Genomic DNA, 22,716 nt, shown 5'->3' with positions numbered 1-22,716 from the left:
AGGCTTAAAGATGATGTCACGCATCATGAAGTGGATTGCCTTCATTCTCTTTATGTTTGTAATAGATTTTTCCCGTTTTGTGGATGCCATAGAGAATAGCTTCTTACATCTTAAAAGATGGATAACAAAAAGTTAGATATCAAATCTCTCCTTTAAAGAAAAAAGATTGATATTAATGACAAGTTAAACTATGTTTAACTAAGTTAAATAATATATAACTATTAAAGTGCTTAAAGAGACAATGTGATGAGTGTAAAAAGTGAACTTATAGCAGCTAAAGTAGATATAAATCTAAAAAATGCATTTATGGCTATAGCTGAAAGAAAACACCGCCCAGCATCTCAGATCTTACGTGATCTTATTCGTGTTTATGTTGAAAATAACAAGGTACCTAATAAGGAAACACTTGAAACTTTTCATAAAACGGACAGCAATGAAGATATTTTTTATGCTGACAATATAGCTGATTTAATCCAGCAATTAGATCTCTAAAATTATGCGTTCAGTAAGTTATTCAGGAAAGTTTAAAAAGGATATAAAACGGGCAAAAAAGCGTGGAAGGGATATGCAAAAGCTTACAGAAGTTATGCAACTTCTGATTCATAAGCAGCAATTGCCATCTATTTTAAATGATTATGCCTTACAAGGAAATTGGAAGCCCCGTCGAGATCTTCATATAGAATCCGATTGGTTACTAATTTATATAGTTGATGAAGACCGAGTCCATTTTGATAGAACAGGAACACATTCAGATTTATTTAGGTAAGAATCTAATTCTGAATCGCCGAAAAAAGTTCTTGATTCGCAATAATTGAGGAAAATCTCAAAAAGATTTGTTAGAATCAGAAAAAATGTTTCTTCGTGTGACAGAACTTTTTAGATGGCTTACATCAAGAAGCGTTAGCAGACTTCAAAGAAACATTAGAAACATTGTGCGAAGCGTGCTTTATAGAGAAATGTTAAAAATCCTATTCCCCTAACTTTATTTAGGCATCCCTTATCTTTAAAAAAATATATGAAGAATCAAAAACTTAATAGGAATATAAAACAGAATGGTGGGCGATGAGAGACTCGAACTCCCGACATCCTCGGTGTAAACGAGGCGCTCTACCAGCTGAGCTAATCGCCCAATGCAATGATCAGCAATTGAATGGAGACTATTTAAGGAAGAATTTTTCTAAACGCAAGAATAAAGATGAGATTTGATAATTTTTTTTAAAAATGCATAATCCTTCTTGACATAAACGCATGAACCCCTTACACGACCGCTTGTACCAAATTAACATTGGTTCGAAAAAAATGCGCGGGTGTAGCTCAGTTGGTTAGAGTGCTGGCCTGTCACGCCGGAGGTCGCGGGTTCGAGCCCCGTCACTCGCGCCATTTCATGATTCCTTATGAAATTTCCTTTATTAAAATATCCATATGCTATGAGTAATGTGGTGGAGTATTTGATTGGGGAATAAATATATTTTTTCTTTCTTTTTATATGGTTTATAAGATATAGGGCTTGCGTCTTTCTTTGCTCTGCGTTACCTATGCCGATAAGAAAAGTATCGCTCTGTATGCCTTTGAAGCAGTATGAATAGAGTTAATAGAGCGATTGTTAAATTTGTCTGTTTGGTCTCGCAATATTGAATCATTGTGTTAAACTCAGGCATTTCGTTATGATGGAAGAGGGTTATGGCTTATTTATTGAGCTCTTATTTACCGGTCTTGATCTTTATTATTGTTTCGGCAGTTATTGCTGGAGCTTTATTGATTATGCCTTACATTGTAGCATATCGTTCCCCCGATCCTGAAAAGTTATCGGCTTATGAATGTGGGTTTAATTCATTTAGTGATGCTCGCATGAAGTTTGATATTCGTTTCTATTTGGTATCAATTTTATTTATTATTTTTGATCTTGAAGTTGCTTTTCTTTTTCCTTGGGCTGTTTCATTCGAATCAATAGGTATGTTTGGCTTTTGGTCGATGATTGTGTTTTTAGCGATTTTGACTATTGGATTTATATATGAATGGAAAAAAGGAGCCCTTGAATGGAATTAAGATCTAATAATTCAACGATTGAGGCTCCAAAACCAAAAGGAATCATTGATCCAAATACTGGTGGGCTAATAGGATCTGACGATAAGTTTTTTCGTGATATCAATGCTGAATTATCAGATAAGGGGTTTTTAGTTACCTCGGCAGATGCTTTGATTACTTGGGCACGTACCGGTTCTTTAATGTGGATGAGTTTTGGTTTGGCTTGTTGTGCTATCGAAATGATGCAATGCTCAATGCCTCATTATGATAATGAGCGTTTTGGATATGCACCACGAGCTTCACCCCGCCAGTCAGATGTGATGGTGGTGGCAGGTACTCTAACAAATAAGATGGCTCCTGCTTTAAGAAAAGTGTATGATCAGATGCCAGAGCCGCGTTATGTGATTTCTATGGGATCATGTGCAAATGGTGGGGGATATTATCATTATTCCTATTCAGTGGTGCGTGGCTGTGATCGTATTGTGCCTGTCGATATTTATGTTCCAGGGTGTCCACCGACAGCAGAGGCATTATTATACGGCATATTATTGTTACAGAAAAAAATCCGTCGTACCGGATCCATAGAGCGATAGAGAGTTTTCTTGTCATGATGAATGAATCATTGGTTGAACTTGCGGCTTATTTGGAAAATAAGTTAGGAAATAAGCTTGAAGAGACTGTTCTTGCTTTTGGTGAATTGACTATTGTGGCACGTCTTGATGCAATTATCGATGTCTTAATGTTTGTTCGTGATGATTCTCGCTGTCAATTTATTAATCTCACAGACATTAGTGGTGTGGATTATCCTTCCCGCGATAAGCGCTTTGATGTTTCTTACCAATTATTATCCCCTCGTGAGAATTTACGCTTACGTGTAAAAGTTCGTACGGATGAAAATACTCCCGTTGCTTCAGCTTGTACGGTTTATCCTGGTGCAGAGTGGTATGAACGTGAAACGTATGATATGTATGGGATTTTATTTTCAGGACATCCGGATTTAAGACGGATTTTAACAGATTATGGTTTTGAAGGATATCCTTTACGTAAAGACTTTCCTGTGACAGGATTTGTTGAATGCCGTTATGATAATGAAGCAAAGAGGGTGATTTATGAGCCTGTTGTTTTGCGCCAAGAGATGCGTAATTTTGATTTTCTTTCTCCTTGGGAAGGAGGACAATATATTTTACCATGTGATGAAAAAGCAGACAGTAAAAAATGATATTGGTTTTGATAAGGCGTTCTATTAGAATAGCATATTTTTAAAATAATTAATGTTTTTAATATGATAGATTTTTTTAATATTTGATATGAAGTTTTTAAAAAAAGCAAGGGGTTGATTGTGGCTGAGGTCAATGTTCGAAACTTTAATATCAATTTTGGTCCGCAGCATCCTGCCGCGCATGGGGTTTTGCGCATGGTTCTGGAGCTGGACGGTGAAGTTGTTGAGCGTGTAGATCCACATATTGGGTTGTTGCATCGCGGTACTGAAAAATTAATGGAAACAAAGACTTATCTCCAAGCGGGTCCTTATCTAGATCGTTTGGATTATGTTGCTCCTATGAATCAGGAACATGCTTTTGTTCTTGCTATTGAAAAGTTATTAGATATAAAAGTTCCTAAAAGAGGGCAATTAATACGTGTTTTGTTTTCTGAAATTGGGCGTATTCTTAATCATTTGCTTAATGTAACGACACAGGCAATGGATGTTGGTGCTTTAACACCACCGCTTTGGGGATTTGAGCAACGTGAAAGATTGATGATTTTTTATGAGCGTGCCTGTGGTGCTCGTCTTCATGCAAATTATTTTCGCCCCGGTGGCGTGCATCAAGATTTACCAGAATCTTTAGTTGAGGGTATTGGTGATTTTATTGATCCATTTCTTGTTTCTCTCGGAAAACTTGATGCGCTTGTGACCCCAAATCGAATTTTTAAGCAGCGTAATGTGGATATTGGCGTTGTAAGTATTGATGAAGCTTGGGCACGCGGTTTTTCTGGGGTTATGATTCGTGGAGCTGGTATTCCATGGGATTTGCGTAAAAGTCAGCCTTATGAATGTTACGATGAAATGGAATTCGATATTCCTATAGGTAAAAATAGTGATTGTTATGATCGCTATCTTATTCGTATGGAAGAAATGCGTCAATCAGCGAAAATTATGCGTCAATGCGTAGAACGGTTACTGGGGACTGAAAAGAATGGACCAGTTTCGAGTTTGGATCGCAAAATTGTACCACCAAAGCGGAGCGAAATGAAAAGCTCAATGGAGGCACTGATTCATCACTTTAAACTCTATACGGAAGGGTTTCACACGCCCCCTGGAGAAGTGTATGTTGCTGTAGAGGCTCCAAAGGGTGAGTTTGGTGTTTATCTTGTTTCTGATGGAACCAATAAGCCTTATCGTGTCAAGTTGCGTGCTCCTGGATTTGCTCATCTCCAAGCTATGGATTTTTTAACTCGAGGCCATATGTTGGCGGATGCTACAGCTATTTTGGGTTCGATTGATATTGTTTTTGGGGAGGTTGATCGCTAATGTCCGTACGCCGTCTTGCAGATGATATCTATCAGCCCGCAGAGTTTTCTTTTACAAAAGAAAATCAAATATGGGTAAAAAATACTATAGAAAAGTATCCTGTCGGGCGTGAGCAATCAGCTGTCATTCCGTTATTAATGCGTGCGCAAGAGCAAGATGGTTGGGTGACACGTGCTGCAATTGAACATATCGCTCAAATTCTTTCTATGGCATATATCCGTGTCTTAGAAGTTGCTACTTTTTATACTCAGTTTCAGCTTAAGCCTGTTGGAACAAAAGCGCATATTCAAGTTTGTGGGACAACGCCTTGTATGTTACGTGGTTCTGATGAATTGATTAAAGTTTGTCAGAAAAAAATTCATCATGAGCCTTTTACAACCAATCAGGATGGAACATTGTCATGGGAAGAGGTGGAGTGTCTTGGTGCTTGTGTTAATGCTCCCATGGTTATGATTTTTAAAGATACTTACGAAGATCTTACAGCGGAACGCCTTGAAGAGATTATCGATGCATTTGAGGCGGGAAAGGGTCCTGAGATAGCTGTTGGTCCGCAAAATAGTCGTAAATCATCGGAGCCAATTAGTGGTTTAACATCTCTTCTTGATGATGAAGAAAAAAGTAAATCTCTCAAGGGATCAAAGAAAAAGGATAATAAGGGAATGGAATCTTAGTAAAAATTTTTTGAAAAGATATTCCATTATGTCACTCATTTATAACAACATTTGATTAAAAGTAGAAAGTTTCAAGATTTTTTTTAAATTGCATTTGAGGAAAAGCTAAAAATGCTACGGGCAATAGAAAAAAAGGTGGGGTATGCTAGCTGATAAAGATCGTATCTTCACCAATATTTATGGTTTAAAAGACAAATCATTAAAGGCTGCGATGTCGCGTGGACATTGGAATGGTCTGAAAGGGATTATTGACAAAGGTCGTGACTGGATTATTGATGAGGTGAAGGCGTCGGGTTTACGCGGTCGTGGTGGTGCTGGTTTTCCTACCGGAATGAAATGGTCTTTTATGCCAAAGCAGAGTGATGGGCGTCCTCATTATTTGGTTGTCAATGCTGATGAATCAGAGCCTGGGACATGTAAAGACCGTGATATTTTACGGCATGATCCCCATACTTTGATTGAAGGATGTGCAATCGCTACTTTTGCTATGGGAGCCAATGTTGCTTTTATTTATATTCGTGGTGAATATATTCGTGAGCGTGAAGCGCTACAGGCTGCCGTTGATGAATGTTATGATGCAGGTTTGCTTGGCAAAAAAACAAAATATGGGCATGCTTGCGATATTATCATTCATCATGGAGCCGGTGCTTATATTTGTGGTGAAGAAACGGCCCTTCTTGAAAGTCTTGAGGGAAAAAAGGGACAACCTCGGCTTAAACCACCATTTCCTGCTAATATGGGGATTTATGGCTGTCCAACAACAGTCAACAATGTAGAGTCCATTGCCGTTGTTCCAACAATTTTGCGGCGAGGAGCTTCGTGGTTTTCATCAATTGGGCGGGCGAATAATGTTGGCACAAAATTATTTATGGTTTCAGGGCATGTTAACGCCCCTTGTACATTTGAAGACGCTCTTGGTGTTTCATTCCGTGAATTAATTGAAAAACATACGGGTGGTATTCGTGGTGGATGGAATAATCTTTTAGCAGTTATTCCAGGGGGGGCTTCTTGTCCAGTCGTCCGTGGTGAGGATATGATCGATGCGATTATGGATTTTGATGGGATGCGAGATGTCGGGTCTTCTTTTGGCACAGGGGGAATGATTGTTATGGATAAATCAACCGATATTATCAAAGCAATTTGGCGTATAGCTGTTTTTTTTAAGCACGAGAGTTGTGGTCAGTGTACACCGTGTCGTGAGGGGACGGGTTGGATGATGCGTCTTTTAGGACGTATGGTTGAGGGAAGAGCGCAAAAACGCGAGATTGATCTTTTATTTGAGGTTTCTCAACAAGTTGAAGGGCATACTATCTGTGCTCTTGGCGATGCTGCAGCGTGGCCTGTACAAGGGCTGATTCGTAATTTCCGTCCAGAAATTGAACGTAGAATTGATGAATATACGCGAAATGTCGTCCAAAGAAAAAATATTGCTTTGGAAGTCGTGGGATAGAAAATTTTTTAAGGAGCAACCGAATGCAAATTTTAAGTGGATTATCCGCAGGTTGGATGGGTGATGATAAATATCAAAGTTGATGGCAAAGAGATTGAAGTTCCTGATTACTACACGCTGCTTCAGGCTGCCGAGGCAGCTGGGGCAGAAATACCACGTTTTTGTTTTCATGAATCTTTGTCAATTGCTGGAAATTGTCGCATGTGTTTGGTTGAGGTTAAGGGTGGTCCTCCAAAACCTCAGGCTTCTTGTGCTATGGGGGTTCGTGATTTACGGTTAGGACCTAACGGTGAAGCGCCTGAGATTTTTACCAATACGGAGATGGTAAAAAAAGCACGTGAAGGTGTTATGGAATTTCTTCTCATTAATCATCCTTTGGATTGTCCAGTATGTGATCAAGGGGGAGAATGTGATCTTCAAGATCAAGCAATGCTTTATGGGCGAGATTGTTCTCGTTATACAGAAAATAAACGTGCTGTAGAAGATAAATATATTGGACCTCTTGTCAAAACTGTTATGACACGGTGTATTCATTGTACACGGTGTGTTCGTTTTACAACGGAAGTAGCAGGTATTTCTGAGCTTGGTTTGATCGGTCGTGGTGAAGATGCTGAAATTACGACGTATCTTGAAAAAGCTATGACATCTGAATTACAGGGAAATGTTATTGATCTTTGTCCTGTAGGGGCTTTAACCTCAAAACCTTATGCATTTCATGCCCGTCCGTGGGAATTGGTCAAAACGGAATCGATCGATGTGATGGATGCGCTTGGTAGTGCTATCCGTATTGATAGCCGCGGTCGTGAAGTTATGCGGATTATGCCGCGCACGAATGAAGATGTAAATGAGGAATGGATCTCTGATAAAACGCGTTTTATTTGGGATGGATTACGGACTCAGCGGCTTGATAGGCCATATGTACGCAAAGATGGAAAGCTTCAACCTGTCAGTTGGACAGAAGCTTTTGCAAAAATTAAAATGGTGATCTCTAAAATTTTTCCAGAAAAAATTGGAGCCATTGCTGGAGATCTTGCTTCTGTTGAAGAAATGTACGCCCTTAAGGCATTATTGAGTTCGTTGGGCTCAACGCTCTTTGATTGTCGCCAAAGAGGGGTTGCTTTATCGCCTGAGTTTGGGCGTTCGAGTTATATTTTTAATCCTACAATTGCAGGTATTGAACAGGCTGATGCTCTGCTTATTGTGGGATCTAATCCACGTCATGAAGCGGCTGTTTTAAATGCACGCATTTTAAAGCGCCAACGAATAGGAAATTTTCCTATTGCATTAATTGGAGAGAAAGTTGATTTACGTTATCCTTATTCTTACCTTGGATCTGGAAGTGATACATTAACGACACTTATTCGGGGAGAGGATGCTTTTTTAAATGTCTTAAGAGAAGCAAAGAGGCCCCTTATTCTTATTGGAGAGGGAGCAATTTCAGGAAATGAAGGTTTACCTGTTTTAAAAAATCTTGCTAAATTAGCGGATGATATAGGTGCTCTTAGTGAGACATGGAATGGATTTGGAGTTCTTCATAATGCAGCATCAACTGTTGGAGGGTTGGATATAGGCTTTACTTCTAAGCTTGGGGTTGCCAATATTCTAAAAACCTGTGAAATTTTATTTCTACTTGGTGCTGATGAAGTAGAATTAGCTGATACAAAAGCTTTTATAGTTTATATTGGTAGCCATGGTGACAATGGTGCGCATGCTGCTGATGTTATTTTGCCTGCATCTGCTTATACTGAAAAATCAGGGCTTTATGTAAATACAGAAGGGCGTGTTCAAATGACAAATCGGGCTGGTTTTGCTCCAGGTGAAGCAAAAGAAGATTGGGCTATTTTACGTGCTTTATCGGATGTTTTAGGACAAAGGCTTCCTTTTGATTCTCTTTCTCAATTAAGACAATGTTTGTTTAATGATTATCCACATCTTTGTGCCGTTGATGATATAGTGCCTTCTGATATAAGTAATCTTAAGGTGCTTGGTTCAAAAATGGTTTCTCTAGAGAGTCAAACATTTACTTCTATGATTAAAGACTTTTATTTGACAAATCCGATAGCACGTGCTTCTGCCGTTATGGCTGAATGTTCATCTCTTGCAAAAAACCGTGTTACGCAAACTGTAGAGTAAAGGCAAAGGAAAAGGAATAATGATGTATGATTTCTTTATGACTTGGCTGTTGCCATTACTTATTATCGTTGGAAAAACACTGCTTCTTTTAGTCGTTCTTTTGATCTTAGTTGCTTATCTTCTTTACGCAGATAGAAAAATTTGGGCAGCGGTACAATTGCGTCGTGGACCAAACGTTGTTGGCCCATGGGGTTTGTTACAGTCTTTTGCAGATTTAATTAAATTTGTTGTTAAGGAGCCTATTATCCCTGCAGGTGCAAATAAGGGTGTTTTTCTTTTAGCTCCTTTTGTTTCAGCGACACTTGCTTTATCAACTTGGGCTGTTATTCCTGTCAATGAGGGCTGGGAGGTTGCAAAGATTAATGTTGGCTTGCTTTATATTTTAGCCATTTCATCTCTTGAAGTTTATGGTGTTATTATGGGGGGATGGGCATCAAATTCAAAATATCCTTTCTTAGGAGCTCTTCGTTCGGCGGCACAAATGGTTTCTTATGAAGTTTCCATTGGTTTTGTGCTTGTGAGTGTCATTTTAATAAGTGGTTCGTTAGATCTCACAACAATTGTTTTTAAACAAACGCACGGGCTTGGTACAACTCTTGGTCTTCCTTTTAACAGTTTTCTCGATTGGAATTGGTTGGTCCTTTTTCCAATGTTTATTATATTTTTTATTTCTGCGCTTGCAGAGACAAACCGTCCTCCGTTCGATTTGGTGGAAGCAGAATCTGAACTTGTTGCTGGTCATATGGTTGAATATTCTTCAACGCCTTACATGCTCTTCTTTCTAGGTGAATATGTTGCGATTGTTTTAATGTGCGCATTAACAACCATTCTATTTCTGGGCGGTTGGCTGCCTCCTTTAGATGTTTGGTGGCTTAATTGGGTTCCTGGTATCATTTGGTTTGTTTTAAAAGTCTGTTTTGTATTTTTTTGGTTTGCTATGGTTAAAGCTTTTGTTCCACGTTATCGCTATGATCAGCTCATGCGGCTTGGTTGGAAGGTTTTTCTTCCTCTCTCACTAGCAATGGTTGTGATAACTGCTTCTTTTTTAAAATTTACGGATTTCGTTTAAGAGGAGATTTTACGATGTCAGGTTTCATTCAGGCGGCAAAATCACTTCTTCTATTGGAATTCGTGAGTGCTTTTTTCTTAGCTATGCGTCAATTTTTTTCACCAAAACCCACAATTAATTATCCTTATGAAAAAGGTTTTGTATCTGGCCGTTTCCGTGGTGAGCATGCATTGCGTCGCTATCCAAATGGTGAAGAACGGTGTATTGCTTGTAAATTATGTGAAGCAATTTGCCCTGCACAAGCGATTACAATTGAAGCAGGTCCGCGACGTAATGATGGTACACGGAGAACTGTCCGTTATGATATCGATATGGTTAAGTGTATCTACTGCGGTTTTTGTCAAGAAGCGTGTCCGGTAGAAGCTATTGTTGAGGGACCAAATTTTGAATTTGCAACAGAAACACGTGAAGAACTCTATTATGATAAAGAAAAACTTTTAATGAATGGAGATCGTTGGGAGCGAGAAATTGCTCGAAATATATTGATGGATGCACCTTATCGTTAAGTGTATCATTAAATGAGGTGTCGGATAGTTTTCCGATAAATTGTAATCTGGTATGAAGTTTATACCAATTGTTTGAATAATTAAGGAGAAGCCTATGCTAACAGATCTAGCGGCGGCATTTTTCTATTTGTTTGCTTTTATTATGCTAACAAGTGCAGTTATTGTTATTACAGCACGCAATCCAGTGCATTCTGTTTTGTTTTTAATCCTCGCATTTTTTAATGCTGTGGCTTTATTTTTACTTGCAGGAGCAGAGTTTTTAGGGCTTATTCTGCTTGTTGTTTATGTTGGAGCTGTCGCTGTTTTATTTTTATTTGTCGTTATGATGCTTGATGTCGATTTTGCTGAGTTAAAGAGTGGAACTCTTCGGTATGCTCCTATTGGAGCTCTTATTGGCGTTATTATCGCTGTAGAATTGATTGTTGTTTTTGTAAGTAGCTATTTTTCTCCAGTCTTGAGAGCGCATATTACGCAACCAATGCCTGATTTAGCGCAGCGAACAAATACACAGGCATTAGGAGATATTCTCTATACGGATTATGTTTTCTATTTTCAAATTGCTGGAATAATTTTATTGGTTGCAATGATTGGTGCTATTGTTTTAACACTTCGTCATAAATTAGGAGTAAAGAGGCAATCTATTGCAGAGCAAGTTTCTAGAACGGTAGAAAGTGCCATTGAAATCAAGCAAGTTGAATCAGGAAAAGGTATTTAAGGGGGGCTATATAGATGTATATTGATATTACGCATTATCTCACAGTTTCTGCTTTGATGTTTACAATTGGTATTGCTGGAATTTTTCTCAACAGAAAAAATGTGATTATTATCTTGATGTCTATTGAGCTTATATTACTCTCAGTTAATCTTAATTTTGTTGCATTTTCAGCGTTTCTTCATGATCTCGTTGGGCAGATATTTGCTCTATTTGTCTTAACCGTAGCAGCTGCTGAAGCTGCCATTGGTTTAGCAATTCTTGTCGTTTTTTTCCGTAATCGTGGTTCCATTGCGGTTGAAGATGTTAATGTAATGAAAGGCTAACCAGTGATGTATTATACGATTGTCTTTCTTCCGCTTTTGAGTTTTCTCATTGCTGCACTAGGTGGGAAAACGATAGGAGATCGTGCGAGTGAATTGATAACATGTAGCTTTATGGTGATTGTTGCCATATTGTCGTGGGTGGCTTTTTTTAGTATTGCACTTGGTCATACTCCAGTAATTGATGTATTGGTATTACATTGGATGACTGTTGGTGACTTAAGCTTTAACTGGGCTTTACATATTGATACATTAACAGCGGTCATGCTTATTGTTGTAAACAGTGTTTCGGCATTAGTGCATATTTATTCAATTGGTTATATGCATCGTGACCCCTCAAGGTCCCGTTTTTTTGCTTATCTTTCTTTGTTTACATTTATGATGCTTATGTTGGTGACCTCCAACAATTTGATCCAAATGTTTTTTGGATGGGAAGGTGTCGGACTTGCTTCTTATCTGTTAATTGGTTTTTGGTTTCAACGCGATTCTGCTAATAAGGCTGCAATGAAAGCTTTTGTCGTCAATCGTGTTGGAGACTTTGGTTTTCTCTTAGGAATATTTAGTATTTTTGTTTTATTTCAATCGGTTGATTTTAGCTCTATTTTTGCAAAAGCTGCAAACAATAGCTTTATACAAAATATGACATTTTTAGGTTGGCAGTTTGATGGACAGATGGCAATTACCATTACATGTCTTTTATTATTTATTGGTGCGATGGGAAAATCCGCACAATTTCTTTTACATACTTGGCTTCCTGATGCAATGGAAGGGCCAACCCCTGTATCAGCACTTATTCATGCAGCAACAATGGTAACGGCTGGTGTTTTTATGGTTGCGCGTATGTCGCCAATTTTTGAACTTTCTTCAACTGCTTTGACCGTGATTATTATTGTTGGAGCAACAACGGCATTTTTTGCAGCAACTGTGGGGTTAGTGCAGAATGATATTAAGCGTGTTATTGCTTATTCTACATGTTCTCAACTTGGTTATATGTTTGTTGCATTAGGTGTTGGAGCTTATGGAGCTGCTGTCTTTCATCTTTTTACGCATGCTTTTTTTAAAGCCTTATTGTTTCTTGGGGCGGGCTCTGTCATTCATGCTGTATCTGATGAACAAGATATGCGAAAAATGGGCGGGTTACGCAAACATATAAAGGTCACCTATTGGATGATGATGGTCGGGACCATTGCATTGACCGGTGTTGGCGTTCCTGGAACACTTTTCGGGACTGCGGGTTTTTTCTCAAAAGATGCGATTATAGAGTCTGCTTTTGCATCCCATAATATTGCTTCAGGGTATGCTTTTTATCTTCTTGTTTTTGCAGCCTTATTAACAAGCTTTTATTCATGGCGGCTTATCTTTATGACGTTCCATGGAAAACCACGAGCAACTGTTGATGTTATGCATCATGTACATGAATCGCCCCCAGTGATGTTGATCCCTCTCTTTATTTTATCTATTGGAGCAATATTTGCTGGTGTTATTTTCCAACCTTATTTTTTTGGTGATTTATACGATACTTTTTGGAAGGGAGCATTGTTTACAAGCAGCCACAATCATATCCTTCATGATGCCCACCATGTTTTTAATTGGGTAAAATGGTCGCCTTTTATAGCAATGATTCTTGGGTTTATGTTGGCTTATTTATTTTATATTGCGGCTCCCTCTCTTCCCAAGAAAATGGCGCGTATTATGCCAGGAGTGTATCACTTTCTTTACCAAAAGTGGTATTTCGATCAATTATATAACTTTTTATTTGTTCGTCCTACCTTTAGAATTGGTTCTTTTCTTTGGAAAGTGGGAGACGGTAAGATTATTGATGGTCTAGGTCCCAATGGTATTGCAGCGCGTGTTGTTGATATTACAAATAGAGTTGTTCGAATGCAAACAGGCTATCTTTACCACTATGCATTTGCAATGCTTATCGGCGTTGCATTGCTCATTACATGGATGATGATCGGGGGCGTAAACTAATGACCGATTGGCCTATTCTTTCTACGGTTACATTTTTGCCGCTTGTTGGTGTTCTTCTGATTTTGTTTATCAAAGATGATAGTGAAGTAGCACGCCATAATATACGTAATGTTGCATTTTTTACAACTCTATTTGTTTTTATTATTTCTTTAATTATTTGGATAGGATTTGATTCTAGCAACCAAAATTTTCAAATGGTTGAAAAATCCAGTTGGTTAGGGGGTGGTATTAGCTATCATATGGGGGTCGATGGTATTTCTATTCTTTTTGTTGTTCTCTCGGCTTTTCTTTTGCCTTTCTGTATTTTAGCAAGTTGGGAGAATGTTAAAGAGAGATTAAAAGCCTATATGATTGCGTTTCTTCTTCTAGAAGTTGCGATTATTGGTGTTTTTTGTGCTCTTGATGCAATGCTATTCTATGTTTTTTTTGAAGGCAGCCTCATTCCAATGTTTATCATTATAGGTGTGTGGGGTGGAGCACGTCGTGTTTATGCAAGTATCAAGTTTTTCCTATACACTTTACTTGGTTCAGTGCTTATGTTGGTTGCTCTTATGGTTATGTATTGGGAGGCTGGGACACTTGATATACCAACTTTACTCAATTATCAGTTTCCTGTTCATATGCAAATATGGTTGTGGCTTGCATTTTTTGCTTCTTTCGCAGTTAAAATGCCAATGTGGCCAGTTCATACATGGCTCCCTGATGCTCACGTAGAAGCACCGACGGCGGGTTCTGTTATTTTAGCTGGTGTCTTACTTAAATTAGGTGGGTATGGTTTTCTTCGTTTTTCTTTACCAATGTTTCCTATCGCTTCAGCAGATTTTGCGCCTTTTGTTTTCACATTATCGCTTATCGCTATTATTTATACATCACTGGTTGCACTTGTTCAAAGTGACATCAAAAAACTTATTGCATATTCCTCAATAGCGCATATGGGATATGTAACGATGGGTATTTTTGCTGCGAATGAACAGGGGATACAAGGGGCTATTTATCAGATGCTATCCCATGGAATTGTTTCAGCAGCATTGTTTCTTTGTGTTGGTGTTATCTATGATCGCTTGCATACACGTGAAATTTCAGCGTTTGGTGGTTTAGTGAATAATATGCCTAAATATGCTGTTGTTTTCTTAATTTTCACCATGGCAAATGTTGGTTTGCCTGGAAGCTCAGGGTTTTTGGGTGAATTTTTAACCTTAATAGGTGTTTTTCAAGTAAATAAATTGGTTGTTGTTTTAGCAACAACAGGTGTTATCTTATCGGCAGCCTATGCTCTTTATCTTTATCGGCGTGTGATTTTTGGTTCCTTGGATAAAGAGAATTTAAAAGTATTAATAGATCTTTCTTTAAGAGAAAAATTCCTCCTTTATCCAATGGTTATTCTTACAATATTCTTTGGTATCTATCCAACGCCTATTCTTAAGGCAACGGCGTTTTCCGTAGAAACCCTCATCAATAAACTGCACTAGATAAGGGAAGAATGCACATGCAAACTGAAATAATAGCGCAATTAGTCTTAATTCTTCCAGAGCTTTTAATTGCATTAGGAGCTGTCGTGCTGCTTATGATTGGTGTTTATTCCAATACACGTGCTTCTTTAACAGTGACAGGTTTAGCCATAGCACTTCTTGTGGCAACCATTGTTATTCTTATAGTTTTTCCGGAAAATGGCTCATTTCAAACCAATGCGCTCGTTATCGATTCCTTTAGTCGTTATATGAAAATTTTAATGCTTATTGGTGCACTCTTTTCTCTTATCATGTCTGTTGGTTTTGCCAATGCACAAAAGTTTAATATATTTGAGTTTCCAGTGCTTGTTCTTTTAGCAACCCTTGGAATGATGTTTATGATTTCAGCGGGTAATATGCTGTCGCTTTATATGGGGTTAGAATTGCAATCTTTAGCTTTATATGTTTTAGCAGCGATTAATCGTAATAATGTGAAATCTTCTGAAGCCGGTATAAAATACTTTGTTTTAGGAGCATTATCTTCAGGGTTGCTTCTTTATGGTATTTCTTTGCTTTATGGTTTTACCGGTCAAATTGGTTTTCACGAAATTGCTCTTGCTTTAAAAGGCAAGAATGTACAATTAGGGGTTATTTTTGGAATTGTCTTTATTTTAGCTGGTTTGGCTTTCAAAATTTCTGCTGTTCCGTTTCATATGTGGACACCTGATGTTTATGAAGGAGCGCCCACACCGATTACAGCATTTTTTGCTGGTGCCCCTAAAGTCGCTGCAATGGCTTTAATCATCCGTATTATTGTGGTGACCTTTATTCCCCTAGGACGTGTTGATAACGTGATGCCTGCATGGCAACAAATTTTGGTGTTCATGGCAATTGCATCAATGATACTGGGTGCTTTTGCTGCAATCGGTCAGAATAATATTAAGCGCTTAATGGCTTATTCGTCGATCAGTCATATGGGTTATGCACTTGTTGGTTTATCTGCTGGAGATATGCTTGGGATAAAAAGCGTTATCCTTTATATGACTATTTATCTTGGAATGACGCTTGGTTCATTTGCCTTTATTCTTGGAATGCGCTCTCAGAATGGAAATGTTGAAAATATTTATGATCTTTCAGGGTTAGCAAAGACGAATCCGTTTATGGCTGTTGTGATGACAATACAGCTTTTTTCTTTAGCAAGCATACCTCCTATGGCTGGTTTTTTTGGAAAGTGGTATACATTTTCTGCTGCTGTCCACGCTGGACTTACGCCACTTGCTGTCGTTGGGATGATAGCGTCTGTAGTTGGGGCTTTTTACTATTTGCGAGTCATTAAAATTATGTGGTTTGATGATGCAAAAGCGCATTTTGTTGCTTTATCGAAAGAGCTTCAATTTTGTCTTGGTCTTTCTGTATTCTTTATTTTACTTTACGCGCTTTTTGGAGTTTGGTTCGCTGAGCTAGCAGAAAAAGCAGCAACAGCATTGTTTTAACGAATATGGTTTATACTTTATCAGATTTTGCACAAAAACAGGGATACACTGTTGAAGCGTACGATAGTATTGATTCAACAAATCTCATTGCGCAACGAAAAGCGCAAACTGGTCATCAAGGTAATCTTTGGATTGTTGCACAAGAACAATTACAGGGAAGAGCGAGAAGAGGGAGAACTTGGTCTAGTCCTAAAGGGAACCTTTATTCTAGTCTTTTGTTAATTGAGGATATTGTGCATCAAACTGCTGCTCAACTTGGTTTTGTTGCTGGAGTAAGTGTAGCAGAGGCAATAAAACAATTTATAAAAGATGAAAAGCAAACAAACAATATTGTGAGCTTAAAATGGCCAAACGATATTTTGCTCAGAGGTGTGAAAAGCTCTGGAATTTTGCTCGAGATTTTAAAATTGCCATCACAACAATATGCATTGGTTATTGGTATTGGAATAAATGTGAAATATAATTATGAAAACGCACTCTATCCCACTTCAAGTTTAAAGAATATTGGTTTGCATATTGAAGCAGAACAGTTATTTACGGTTCTGACGGAGTTTTTTTCTAAAAACTATCTCCTTTGGAAACAATCAGGAGGACGCAATATAATTCGCGAAAAGTGGCTTTTATACTCTGCTCATCTTGGGCAACATGTCAAAATAATCAATGATGAAAAAGTCATCGAGGGTATTTTTGATGGTCTTGATAGTGATTTTAACTGCATCATAAAACAAAATAATGGTCAAACAGCCATTATAACAGCTGGGGATGTTCATTTTGGTTCAGCTGCTTCTGCTCATGCAAATCGTATTAATTGATAAAGTTTTATTTCATCATCAGATTATCTTAATGATTTAGGAGATGTTTATGGTTGCGGCCAACGAGAATGAATTTGTTTTTTTACCTTTAGGAGGAGTAGGTGAAATAGGGATGAATCTCGCTGCTTATGGATTTGGTCCTGAAAATTTTCGTGAATGGTTGCTTGTTGATATGGGAGTTAGTTTTGCTGGACCTGAATTACCGGGAGCAGATCTTGTTTTGCCTGATATTCGTTTTCTAGAAAGTGAAAAACACAATATTCATGGTCTTGTTTTAACACATGCTCATGAAGATCATTATGGGGCCGTTCTTGATTTATGGCCAAAGTTACAGGTTCCAATTTACTGTACACCTTTTACGGCAGGATTATTGGAAAGTAAAAGGCAAGCAGATTTTGAATCTCAAAAAATTTCACTCAATATTTTTCAAGCTGGTGATTGTTTTCAGGTAGGTTCCTTTGCTGTAGAGGCTATAGCCGTTAACCATTCAATACCAGAAGCTGTCTCTTTAGCAATTACAACCTCTTTGGGGACTGTGATTCATACTGGTGATTGGAAAATCGATCATACCCCTTCACTCGGGGCTGTAACCGATGAAAAAAGATTTCGTGCTTTAGGCAAAAAAGGTATTTTAGCATTACTTTGTGATTCCACAAATGCGTGTCGGGATGGTATATCTCCATCAGAGCAGCAGGTTCAAACCAGTCTTTCTGAAATTATTTTGAAAGCTAAAGGGCGCGTTGCGATAGCAACTTTTGCTTCTAATATTGGTCGGATACGTTCTATTGCTCTTGCCGCTGAAGCTTCTGGGCGTAAGGTACTTGTCATTGGGCGTTCCCTTAAGCGAAGTATTATGGTTGCACAAGAGCTTGGTTATATGAATGGTTTAGCGCCATTTGTAACAGAAGATGATTATGGTTACATCCCGCGAAAAGATCTTGTTTTAATCGTCACAGGAAGCCAAGGTGAGCCGTGTGCTGCTTTGGCTAAACTTTCACGTGATGGAATGAGGAATATTGCACTCTCCGCTGGTGATACCGTTATTTATTCATCACGAAGTATTCCAGGAAACGAAAAATCTATTCTTGAGGTACAAAATCGTTTCATTGATTTGGGTATTGAAATTATTACGAATGAAGATGCTCTTGTTCATGTTTCAGGTCATCCCCGTCGTTCAGAACTTTTACAGATGTATGATTGGATAAAGCCACAGATACTTGTTCCTGTACATGGGGAAGCAATGCATCTTAAGACTCACGCAACTTTAGCCCGTCAAGCAGGTATTCAAACTGTTATGGATATCAGAAATGGCTATATGTTACGTCTCGCACCAAAGCCTGTAAAAGTTGTTGATCAAGTTCCTGTTGGACGTATCTATAAGGATGGTTGCCTAATTGGGGATGAAGATGAATTAGGGATTCGTGAACGCCGCAAACTCAGTTATGCTGGTCATGTTACTATTTCTCTCCATATAAATAATAAGTATGAATTATTGGGGGATATCGGTCTATCAACATTCGGGTTACCTGAAAATAATGGAAAAGGGGAGAGTTTGAAAGATATTCTTTTAGATATTGTAGAAAATACAGTTTATAACATCCCACGGCTAAAACGGAACAATAATGAACTTATTCGAGAGGCAACACGACGTGCAGTAAGAGCAGCTGTTCATGAGATTTGGCAAAAAAAACCTATCTGTACAGTTTTTTTGCATCGGTCAAAATAAAGAATTTTCCTATTACGTTATTTAAAGAGAAAAGCATTTTTATTTTATTGCTAAATAAGAAAAATAGAGAATAGAGCACAATAAATTTTGAAACAATAAGATCGTTATATTTGCAAGTATTCAGAATGCGGCTATAGATGAATGGAGGGTGTGTTAAATTGTTTCAATATGGTAGATCTGATTAGGAGTTAATTATTTCAATGCGTCTTTCTCAATATTTCCTTCCCCTGTTAAAAGAGAATCCTAAAGAAGCAGAAATTGTTTCTCATCGTTTTATGTTGCGTGCTGGGATGATTCGACAGCAAACATCAGGAATTTATTCTTGGCTTCCTTTGGGAAAAAAAGTGCTTGATAAAGTTTGTAAAATTATTCGTGAGGAGCAAGAACGCGCTGGTGCAATAGAAGTATTGATGCCTACAATTCAATCTGCTGATCTTTGGCGTGAAAGCGGTCGCTATGATGATTATGGTTTGGAAATGCTCCGCATTAAAGATCGTCAAAAACGTGATTTACTTTATGGTCCAACCAATGAAGAGATGGTAACAGATATTTTTCGCTCTTATGTTCGTTCTTATAAAGATCTTCCGCTTAATTTGTATCATATTCAATGGAAATTTCGTGATGAAATTCGTCCACGTTTTGGTGTGATGCGGGCACGAGAATTTTTAATGAAAGATGCTTATTCTTTTGATCTTGATTATGAAGGTTCTAAAACATCTTATAACCGTATGTTTGTTGCTTATTTACGCACTTTTTTTCGTCTTGGTTTAAAAGCAATTCCCATGCGTGCTGACACAGGTCCCATTGGGGGGGAGCTCAGTCATGAATTTATCATTTTGGCTGAAACGGGAGAGAGCGCTATCTTCTGTGATAGACAATTTCTTGAACTTACCGTTCCCCATAGTTCAATCGATTTCAGTGATAAAGCTGTTTTAGATGATATCGTTAAACAGTGGACATCTTTTTATGCAGCGACAGAAGAAATGCATGAGGAAGAGGAATGGGCTAAAATTTCTGATAATAATCGTCTTTCAGCGCGTGGTATTGAGGTTGGGCATATTTTCCACTTTGGTACTAAATATTCCGCTCCAATGGGAGCAAAAGTTATGGGACAAGATGGAAAAGAGCATGTGGTCTCTATGGGATCTTATGGTATTGGGCCTTCGCGTCTTGTTGCGGCCGCTATTGAGGCTTCTCATGATGAAAATGGTATTATTTGGCCAAAGTCGATGGCACCGTTCGATTTTGGGATTATCAATATGAAGCCCGATGATGAAAAATGCACACAGGCATGTGAGTTTCTCTATCAGGGATTAAAGAAGGTTGGTTTTGATCCGTTATTAGATGATAGAAATGAACGTCCTGGATCAAAATTTGCAACAATGGATTTGATTGGTTTGCCAACGCAAATCATTGTTGGTCCTAACAGCATTGCACAAAATGAAGTTGAAATTAAAGATCGCAAAACAGGTGTAAAAAAATCTCTAAAGGTTGAAGATGTACTCAGCCAACTTTCTATAATTTAATAGGAAATATTATGAAGAGGCTGAAAAACAAATGCTTTTCATCTTATGAGTGGATGATCGCTTTTCGTTATATGATTCCCAATAAAAAACATGTCGTTGCCTCTGTTATTTCAATTATTTCTCTTATTGGGATTATGTTGGGCGTATTTGCTCTGGTTGTTGTTATGGCGGTGATGAATGGCTTTCGTACAGAACTTCTCAATCGTATTCTTGGTATGAATGGACATCTTATTGTTCAAACAGTTGATTCTGGTTTTTCTGATTATAAGACTCTTATTTCTTCTTTAGAAACTACAAACGGTGTGAAGTTTGCTTTACCTGTTATTGAAGGTCAAGCGCTTGTTCAAGGTGAAGTTCAAGGTGGCTCTGGCGCGTTAGTTCGTGGTATGCGCAAACAAGATCTAGAAAAGCTTAAAACAGTCTCTCAAAACATTAAATTAGGATCGATTTCTCGGTTTGATAAAGAAGAAGGAGTTGCAATTGGAAGTGGCTTAGCAGAAAAATTAGGACTGACAGTTGGAAGAGATATTCGTATTATTACTCCAGATGGTGATGAGACTCCTTTTGGCGTTACTCCGCGCGTGAAAGCTTATAAAGTCGTTGCTATTTTTGAAGTTGGTATGTCTGAATATGATTCAATATTTATCTTTATGCCTCTTCATGAAGCACAAATGTTTTTTAATTTAGGAGATAAGGTTCAGTCTTTAGAGTTATTTCTAAATAATCCTGATGCAGTTGATCAAATAAAACCCGTTGTAGAAAAAGCAGTTGATCAACAGGTTTATTTAATTGATTGGCGTACACGCAATCAGGCTTTTTTTTCAGCTTTACAAATTGAACGAAATGTTATGTTTTTTATTCTTTCTCTGATCGTTCTTGTTGCTGCTTTAAATATTATTTCAGGGCTGATTATGCTTGTAAAAGATAAAAGTCATGATATTGCAATTTTACGCACGATGGGGGCGCAACAGAGTGCGATTTTGCGTATATTTATCATTACAGGAATGATGATTGGTTTTATTGGAACGATATTGGGGTTAGTTTTAGGTGTTATCGCGACCGCGAATATTAATCATATCCAAGATTTTATATCTTGGTTATTTAATGTTGACGTTTTTAATCCTCAACTTTATTTTTTAACAAAATTGCCTGCACAAATTGAGTGGAGACAGACCGTCTTGGTTGCTATGATGGCTTTATTTTTGTCGTTTCTTGCTGCTCTCATTCCGGCATGGCGTGCTGCTAAGCTAGATCCCGTACAAGCTTTGAGGTATGAATAATGACAGCTATTTTAGAGCTTGTAGAGATTGAAAGACGCTTTTTCGAGGGGCATAAGCCGCTCATTGTTTTAGATAAAGCGAATTTTATTCTTAATCGTGGAGAGCTTGTCGCACTTGTTGCACCATCTGGTGCTGGAAAATCAACACTTCTTCATATTGCTGGATTATTAGAAAAACCAACCGCTGGTGATGTGATGTTACGGGGTGTTTCTTGTGCAAAGCGTTCTGATAGTGAGCGAACAGCTATCAGACGAAATGATATTGGTTTTGTTTATCAATTTCATCATTTACTTCCAGAGTTTACGGCGTTAGAAAATGTCATGATACCGCAAATGATAGCAGGATTAAAAAAATCCATAGCAGAAGATCGTGCGCGTAAATTATTAACGTATCTGCGTATTTCTCATCGTGCTAACCATCGTCCCTCAGAGTTATCGGGAGGAGAACAACAACGTGTTGCTATTGCACGTGCAGTAGCAAATGGCCCTTCGGTTCTTTTGGCTGATGAACCTACAGGAAATCTTGATCCAGTAACTTCAGCTTATGTCTTTCAAGCTTTATCTATCCTTGTTCGTCAGTCTGGTCTTTCTGCTCTTATTGCAACACATAATTACGCTTTGGCTAAGCAAATGCATCGTCGAATTACACTTAAAGAACAAAAAATTATAGAACTTCCTTAAAGCAATGTATAAAATTTATACGAATAATTGAATAGTTTATATTACTTTATTCAAGGAGATTTTTTATGACAGTTTTTGCCGTTGACAAAAATCAATTAGATGCTCGTCGTCGTCGATTGATTTTTCGTGCATGGCATCGCGGTATTCGTGAAATGGATCTCATTTTTGGACATTATGTTGATGCTCATATCACTGAGATGAATGATAAAACGCTCTCTGAGCTTGAGTATATTATGTCTTTTGATGATCGTGATTTACTCACATGGATTACTGGAGAAATTTTGCCCCCCTCTGAAGTTGATAGTCCACTTTTCCGTGATATTGCCAATTATCGTACTTGCTTAAGTTATTAATCCCG

22 protein-coding genes and 2 tRNA genes are annotated in these 22,716 nt (G+C 38.0%); 23 read left to right on the top strand and 1 reads right to left on the bottom strand.

Annotation, left to right across the window (positions count from 1 at the left end):
- Nucleotides 1-246 precede the first annotated feature (246 nt).
- Both ACFINA_RS05450 and ACFINA_RS05445 read left to right on the top strand, forming a co-directional pair.
- Nucleotides 247-492: a hypothetical protein gene (locus ACFINA_RS05450; protein WP_375615200.1), complete on the top strand. Its 246-nt coding sequence runs from the start codon at nt 247-249 to the stop codon at nt 490-492.
- A 4-nt stretch (nt 493-496) separates the two neighbouring features.
- Entirely contained in the window at nt 497-766 is a 270-nt protein-coding gene (locus ACFINA_RS05445) for a type II toxin-antitoxin system YafQ family toxin (RefSeq protein WP_375615199.1), read from the top strand.
- 287 nt (nt 767-1,053) lie between these two features.
- Here ACFINA_RS05445 and ACFINA_RS05440 read toward each other — a convergent pair.
- Nucleotides 1,054-1,129: transfer RNA gene (locus tag ACFINA_RS05440), tRNA-Val, on the bottom strand.
- 174 nt (nt 1,130-1,303) lie between these two features.
- Here ACFINA_RS05440 and ACFINA_RS05435 point away from each other — a divergent pair.
- From ACFINA_RS05435 to ACFINA_RS05335, 21 genes are all read left to right on the top strand, one after another.
- Nucleotides 1,304-1,380: transfer RNA gene (locus ACFINA_RS05435), tRNA-Asp, on the top strand.
- A 300-nt stretch (nt 1,381-1,680) separates the two neighbouring features.
- Nucleotides 1,681-2,046: an NADH-quinone oxidoreductase subunit A gene (locus ACFINA_RS05430; RefSeq protein ID WP_375606830.1), complete on the top strand. Its 366-nt coding sequence runs from the start codon at nt 1,681-1,683 to the stop codon at nt 2,044-2,046.
- Nucleotides 2,037-2,618, top strand: coding sequence for a NuoB/complex I 20 kDa subunit family protein (locus ACFINA_RS05425; RefSeq protein WP_375606831.1), 582 nt, complete (start codon nt 2,037-2,039; stop codon nt 2,616-2,618). The genes ACFINA_RS05430 and ACFINA_RS05425 overlap by 10 nt, the downstream gene beginning before the upstream one ends.
- Nucleotides 2,619-2,635: 17 nt before the next feature.
- On the top strand, nt 2,636-3,244 hold the full coding sequence (locus ACFINA_RS05420; protein WP_375606921.1) for an NADH-quinone oxidoreductase subunit C: 609 nt from the start codon (nt 2,636-2,638) through the stop codon (nt 3,242-3,244).
- A 120-nt stretch (nt 3,245-3,364) separates the two neighbouring features.
- On the top strand, nt 3,365-4,555 hold the full coding sequence (locus ACFINA_RS05415) for an NADH-quinone oxidoreductase subunit D (protein ID WP_375615198.1): 1,191 nt from the start codon (nt 3,365-3,367) through the stop codon (nt 4,553-4,555).
- Nucleotides 4,555-5,226, top strand: coding sequence for an NADH-quinone oxidoreductase subunit NuoE (gene nuoE, locus ACFINA_RS05410; protein ID WP_375606833.1), 672 nt, complete (start codon nt 4,555-4,557; stop codon nt 5,224-5,226). The genes ACFINA_RS05415 and nuoE overlap by 1 nt, the downstream gene beginning before the upstream one ends.
- A 142-nt stretch (nt 5,227-5,368) precedes the next feature.
- Nucleotides 5,369-6,676 (top strand): NADH-quinone oxidoreductase subunit NuoF, encoded by a 1,308-nt coding sequence (nuoF, locus tag ACFINA_RS05405; RefSeq protein WP_375606834.1) that lies wholly within the window; start codon nt 5,369-5,371, stop codon nt 6,674-6,676.
- Nucleotides 6,677-6,739: 63 nt separating this feature from the next.
- Nucleotides 6,740-8,809 (top strand): NADH-quinone oxidoreductase subunit NuoG, encoded by a 2,070-nt coding sequence (gene nuoG, locus ACFINA_RS05400; RefSeq protein WP_375606835.1) that lies wholly within the window; start codon nt 6,740-6,742, stop codon nt 8,807-8,809.
- A 22-nt stretch (nt 8,810-8,831) separates the two neighbouring features.
- The gene (gene nuoH, locus ACFINA_RS05395; RefSeq protein ID WP_375606922.1) at nt 8,832-9,878 is read left to right on the top strand and encodes an NADH-quinone oxidoreductase subunit NuoH; all 1,047 of its coding nucleotides are present in this window, start codon (nt 8,832-8,834) and stop codon (nt 9,876-9,878) included.
- 14 nt (nt 9,879-9,892) lie between these two features.
- A complete protein-coding gene (gene nuoI / locus ACFINA_RS05390) occupies nt 9,893-10,384 on the top strand; it encodes an NADH-quinone oxidoreductase subunit NuoI (protein WP_375606836.1) in 492 nt (163 codons plus the stop codon).
- A gap of 94 nt (nt 10,385-10,478) precedes the next feature.
- Nucleotides 10,479-11,099, top strand: coding sequence for an NADH-quinone oxidoreductase subunit J (locus tag ACFINA_RS05385; RefSeq protein ID WP_375615197.1), 621 nt, complete (start codon nt 10,479-10,481; stop codon nt 11,097-11,099).
- Between the two features lie 14 nt (nt 11,100-11,113).
- Nucleotides 11,114-11,422 (top strand): NADH-quinone oxidoreductase subunit NuoK, encoded by a 309-nt coding sequence (gene nuoK / locus ACFINA_RS05380; RefSeq protein ID WP_015856359.1) that lies wholly within the window; start codon nt 11,114-11,116, stop codon nt 11,420-11,422.
- A 6-nt stretch (nt 11,423-11,428) separates the two neighbouring features.
- Entirely contained in the window at nt 11,429-13,393 is a 1,965-nt protein-coding gene (gene nuoL / locus ACFINA_RS05375; protein ID WP_375615201.1) for an NADH-quinone oxidoreductase subunit L, read from the top strand.
- The gene (locus ACFINA_RS05370) at nt 13,393-14,862 is read left to right on the top strand and encodes an NADH-quinone oxidoreductase subunit M (protein WP_375606838.1); all 1,470 of its coding nucleotides are present in this window, start codon (nt 13,393-13,395) and stop codon (nt 14,860-14,862) included. The genes nuoL and ACFINA_RS05370 overlap by 1 nt, the downstream gene beginning before the upstream one ends.
- Before the next feature lie 17 nt (nt 14,863-14,879).
- Nucleotides 14,880-16,334, top strand: a complete 1,455-nt coding sequence (gene nuoN / locus ACFINA_RS05365) for an NADH-quinone oxidoreductase subunit NuoN (RefSeq protein WP_375615196.1) — start codon at nt 14,880-14,882, stop codon at nt 16,332-16,334.
- 5 nt (nt 16,335-16,339) lie between these two features.
- Nucleotides 16,340-17,146, top strand: coding sequence for a biotin--[acetyl-CoA-carboxylase] ligase (locus ACFINA_RS05360; RefSeq protein WP_375615195.1), 807 nt, complete (start codon nt 16,340-16,342; stop codon nt 17,144-17,146).
- A 49-nt stretch (nt 17,147-17,195) separates the two neighbouring features.
- A complete protein-coding gene (locus ACFINA_RS05355; RefSeq protein ID WP_375615194.1) occupies nt 17,196-18,872 on the top strand; it encodes a ribonuclease J in 1,677 nt (558 codons plus the stop codon).
- Nucleotides 18,873-19,072: 200 nt separating this feature from the next.
- A complete protein-coding gene (gene proS / locus ACFINA_RS05350; protein ID WP_375615193.1) occupies nt 19,073-20,398 on the top strand; it encodes a proline--tRNA ligase in 1,326 nt (441 codons plus the stop codon).
- Nucleotides 20,399-20,409: 11 nt separating this feature from the next.
- On the top strand, nt 20,410-21,678 hold the full coding sequence (locus tag ACFINA_RS05345; protein ID WP_375606843.1) for a lipoprotein-releasing ABC transporter permease subunit: 1,269 nt from the start codon (nt 20,410-20,412) through the stop codon (nt 21,676-21,678).
- Nucleotides 21,678-22,358 (top strand): ABC transporter ATP-binding protein, encoded by a 681-nt coding sequence (locus tag ACFINA_RS05340; RefSeq protein WP_375606844.1) that lies wholly within the window; start codon nt 21,678-21,680, stop codon nt 22,356-22,358. The genes ACFINA_RS05345 and ACFINA_RS05340 overlap by 1 nt, the downstream gene beginning before the upstream one ends.
- A 65-nt stretch (nt 22,359-22,423) precedes the next feature.
- Nucleotides 22,424-22,711: a succinate dehydrogenase assembly factor 2 gene (locus ACFINA_RS05335; protein WP_375615192.1), complete on the top strand. Its 288-nt coding sequence runs from the start codon at nt 22,424-22,426 to the stop codon at nt 22,709-22,711.
- Nucleotides 22,712-22,716 lie beyond the last annotated feature (5 nt).

This window comes from Bartonella sp. AC10YNML (genome assembly GCF_042196825.1).
Lineage (GTDB): Bacteria > Pseudomonadota > Alphaproteobacteria > Rhizobiales > Rhizobiaceae > Bartonella.
The sequence above is the reverse complement of the archived record's forward strand: the minus strand, read 5'-3'. Positions and strand labels throughout refer to the sequence as shown.

What these genes read in the sequence shown, in the direction of transcription:
- ACFINA_RS05450 (WP_375615200.1), top strand. Translation starts at nt 247, where the DNA reads ATGAGTGTAAAAAGTGAACTTATAGCAGCTAAAGTAGATATAAATCTA.
- ACFINA_RS05445 (WP_375615199.1), top strand. Translation starts at nt 497, where the DNA reads ATGCGTTCAGTAAGTTATTCAGGAAAGTTTAAAAAGGATATAAAACGG.
- ACFINA_RS05430 (WP_375606830.1), top strand. Translation starts at nt 1,681, where the DNA reads ATGGCTTATTTATTGAGCTCTTATTTACCGGTCTTGATCTTTATTATT.
- ACFINA_RS05425 (WP_375606831.1), top strand. Translation starts at nt 2,037, where the DNA reads ATGGAATTAAGATCTAATAATTCAACGATTGAGGCTCCAAAACCAAAA.
- ACFINA_RS05420 (WP_375606921.1), top strand. Translation starts at nt 2,636, where the DNA reads ATGAATGAATCATTGGTTGAACTTGCGGCTTATTTGGAAAATAAGTTA.
- nuoE (WP_375606833.1), top strand. Translation starts at nt 4,555, where the DNA reads ATGTCCGTACGCCGTCTTGCAGATGATATCTATCAGCCCGCAGAGTTT.
- nuoF (WP_375606834.1), top strand. Translation starts at nt 5,369, where the DNA reads ATGCTAGCTGATAAAGATCGTATCTTCACCAATATTTATGGTTTAAAA.
- nuoG (WP_375606835.1), top strand. Translation starts at nt 6,740, where the DNA reads ATGATAAATATCAAAGTTGATGGCAAAGAGATTGAAGTTCCTGATTAC.
- nuoH (WP_375606922.1), top strand. Translation starts at nt 8,832, where the DNA reads ATGTATGATTTCTTTATGACTTGGCTGTTGCCATTACTTATTATCGTT.
- nuoI (WP_375606836.1), top strand. Translation starts at nt 9,893, where the DNA reads ATGTCAGGTTTCATTCAGGCGGCAAAATCACTTCTTCTATTGGAATTC.
- ACFINA_RS05385 (WP_375615197.1), top strand. Translation starts at nt 10,479, where the DNA reads ATGCTAACAGATCTAGCGGCGGCATTTTTCTATTTGTTTGCTTTTATT.
- nuoK (WP_015856359.1), top strand. Translation starts at nt 11,114, where the DNA reads ATGTATATTGATATTACGCATTATCTCACAGTTTCTGCTTTGATGTTT.
- nuoL (WP_375615201.1), top strand. Translation starts at nt 11,429, where the DNA reads ATGTATTATACGATTGTCTTTCTTCCGCTTTTGAGTTTTCTCATTGCT.
- ACFINA_RS05370 (WP_375606838.1), top strand. Translation starts at nt 13,393, where the DNA reads ATGACCGATTGGCCTATTCTTTCTACGGTTACATTTTTGCCGCTTGTT.
- nuoN (WP_375615196.1), top strand. Translation starts at nt 14,880, where the DNA reads ATGCAAACTGAAATAATAGCGCAATTAGTCTTAATTCTTCCAGAGCTT.
- ACFINA_RS05360 (WP_375615195.1), top strand. Translation starts at nt 16,340, where the DNA reads ATGGTTTATACTTTATCAGATTTTGCACAAAAACAGGGATACACTGTT.
- ACFINA_RS05355 (WP_375615194.1), top strand. Translation starts at nt 17,196, where the DNA reads ATGGTTGCGGCCAACGAGAATGAATTTGTTTTTTTACCTTTAGGAGGA.
- proS (WP_375615193.1), top strand. Translation starts at nt 19,073, where the DNA reads ATGCGTCTTTCTCAATATTTCCTTCCCCTGTTAAAAGAGAATCCTAAA.
- ACFINA_RS05345 (WP_375606843.1), top strand. Translation starts at nt 20,410, where the DNA reads ATGAAGAGGCTGAAAAACAAATGCTTTTCATCTTATGAGTGGATGATC.
- ACFINA_RS05340 (WP_375606844.1), top strand. Translation starts at nt 21,678, where the DNA reads ATGACAGCTATTTTAGAGCTTGTAGAGATTGAAAGACGCTTTTTCGAG.
- ACFINA_RS05335 (WP_375615192.1), top strand. Translation starts at nt 22,424, where the DNA reads ATGACAGTTTTTGCCGTTGACAAAAATCAATTAGATGCTCGTCGTCGT.